Source organism: Pseudomonas sp. 05T35, assembly GCF_056396605.1.
On sequence record NZ_JBFTLU010000570.1, the window covers coordinates 1 to 2,408 of the forward strand.

A 2,408-nucleotide genomic window follows, 5' to 3' on the forward strand; every position below is an offset into this window, starting at 1 on the left:
GGCCAGCGGCTACGCCGGCCTGGACAACGAACTGTTCTACCTGGACAAAACCATGATGGTTTTCGGCGACGCGAAGAAAGTCATCGAAGACATGGTCAAAGCCGTCGAGTAAAGACTGCGCAAACCGCAATACCGAAAACCCCGGCCTTTGTAGGCTGGGGTTTTTTATTGCACACAAGATTAACTGCGGAAAACCGACCAAAGGCTCTAAATCAGGGGCCAGCATTCGACCATGGTCGCGGGGCGAATTTTTTTGAATTCAATAGACTGCACATCTTGCTTCCGTTGCCCGAGATAACAATCCATGTACCGTGATCGTATCCGCTTGCCTTCGTTGTTGGATAAGGTAATGAGCGCCGCTGACGCTGCCGCTCTGATTCAGGACGGCATGACCGTCGGCATGAGCGGGTTTACCCGCGCCGGCGAAGCCAAAGCCGTGCCCCACGCACTGGCCGAACGCGCCAAGGTCACACCGCTGAAAATCAGCCTGATGACCGGCGCCAGCCTGGGCAACGACCTCGACAAACAACTGACCGAGGCCGGTGTGCTGGCCCGTCGTATGCCGTTTCAGGTCGACAGCACCCTGCGCAAGGCGATCAACGCCGGCGAGGTGATGTTCATTGACCAGCACCTGTCGGAAACCGTGGAACAACTGCGCAACCAGCAACTCAAGCTGCCGGACATCGCGGTGATTGAAGCCGTGGCGATCACTGAACAGGGCCACATCGTACCAACCACCTCAGTCGGCAACTCGGCCAGCTTCGCGATTTTCGCCAAGCATGTGATCGTCGAGATCAATCTGGCGCACAACCCGAATCTGGAAGGTCTGCACGACATCTATATCCCGACCTACCGTCCGACCCGCACGCCTATTCCGCTGGTCAAGGTCGACGACCGTATCGGCAGCACCGCGATCCCGATCCCGCCGGAAAAGATCGTCGCGATCGTCATCACCAACCAGTCCGACTCGCCGTCCACGGTGCTGCCGCCGGACAACGACACCCAGGCCATTGCCGATCACCTGATCGACTTCTTCAAGCAGGAAGTGGAAGCAGGGCGCATGACCAACAAGCTCGGCCCGCTGCAAGCCGGTATCGGCAGCATCGCCAATGCGGTGATGTGCGGCCTGATCGACTCGCCGTTCGAAGACCTGACCATGTACTCCGAAGTCCTGCAGGACTCCACCTTCGACCTGATCGACGCCGGAAAACTGAGCTTCGCCTCGGGCAGCTCGATCACCCTGTCGAGCCGGCGCAATACCGATGTGTTTGGCAACCTGGAACGTTACAAGGACAAGCTGGTGCTGCGTCCGCAGGAGATCTCCAACCACCCTGAAGTGGTTCGTCGCCTGGGCATCATCGGCATCAATACGGCGCTGGAGTTCGATCTGTACGGTAACGTCAACTCCACCCACGTCTGCGGTACGCGGATGATGAACGGCATTGGTGGTTCCGGCGACTTTGCCCGTAACGCGCACCTGGCGATCTTTGTCACCAAGTCGATTGCCAAGGGCGGGGCGATTTCCAGTGTAGTGCCGATGGTCAGTCACGTTGACCACACTGAACATGACGTCGACATTCTCGTGACCGAGATCGGCCTTGCCGATTTACGTGGCCTGGCGCCACGGGAGCGGGCGCGGGTGGTAATCGACAACTGCGTGCACCCGGACTACCGCGAAGCGCTGAATGCCTACTTCGAGGCGGCCTGCGCCGTCGGCGGACACACCCCGCATATCCTGCGCGACGCCCTCAGCTGGCACATCAACCTGGAAGAAACCGGCAGAATGCTCGCCGTGTGATTGATACAGATGGCAGCTGACGCAAACACAATTTCGTCAGCTCGCCATTGCCAACCCAACATACTTCAAAAACTGTACTGCTGTACCGGTCATTTCCTACCGTAATTACCCGCATTTTCGAGCCGAACACCTAAAAACGCACCACACTAGTGCGGATAGGTACAGTTGCCTCGTTTTCGAGCAGTACAGCACCTATTAACAGTTAACTGGTCCCTCACAATACAGGTGAACTGTATCTAGAGAGACTGGCCAAACGAGAGGATCATTGGCATCAGTTAAACCACTACCTAATCCCGCCATAAGCGGAAGGATGTCAACCATGGAACGTACACTCAGTTCCGAAATGTTCTTCGAAGACAACGCTGTAAAAACCCAGGCTTCCATGCCTCTTCGCGTTCTCGCCAACCTGATGCTGTGGCAGCGCCGCATCTCCAGCCGCCACCAACTGGCTCGTCTGGATTCGCATCTGCTGGCTGACGCAGGGATTAGCGAAGCACAACGCTACGAAGAGCTGAGCAAGCCGTTCTGGCGCTAAGTTAGCGTCGCTGGCCCTGACCCACCGGGTCCACCGCCAGCACCCCGAATTGCACACACAAAACCCGTCGTGGGA

3 protein-coding genes are annotated in these 2,408 nt (G+C 57.4%); all 3 read left to right on the forward strand.

Annotated features, from left to right (window positions below):
- Positions 1 to 112 (forward strand): NAD(P)(+) transhydrogenase (Re/Si-specific) subunit beta (locus AC1DH9_RS27325; RefSeq protein ID WP_477809151.1); only part of this gene is annotated, 112 nt, incomplete at its 5' end.
- 192 nt (positions 113 to 304) lie between these two features.
- Complete coding sequence (locus AC1DH9_RS27330) at positions 305 to 1,798, forward strand: acetyl-CoA hydrolase/transferase family protein (protein WP_427542040.1); 1,494 nt, start codon at positions 305 to 307, stop codon at positions 1,796 to 1,798.
- Positions 1,799 to 2,117: 319 nt separating this feature from the next.
- Positions 2,118 to 2,333, forward strand: coding sequence for a DUF1127 domain-containing protein (locus AC1DH9_RS27335; RefSeq protein ID WP_477806110.1), 216 nt, complete (start codon positions 2,118 to 2,120; stop codon positions 2,331 to 2,333).
- The last annotated feature ends 75 nt before the right edge of the window (positions 2,334 to 2,408 follow it).

Bases quoted from the DNA above. Each gene is read 5' to 3' on its own strand.
- AC1DH9_RS27335 (WP_477806110.1), top strand. From the start codon at position 2,118: ATGGAACGTACACTCAGTTCCGAAATGTTCTTCGAAGACAACGCTGTA.
- AC1DH9_RS27330 (WP_427542040.1), top strand. From the start codon at position 305: ATGTACCGTGATCGTATCCGCTTGCCTTCGTTGTTGGATAAGGTAATG.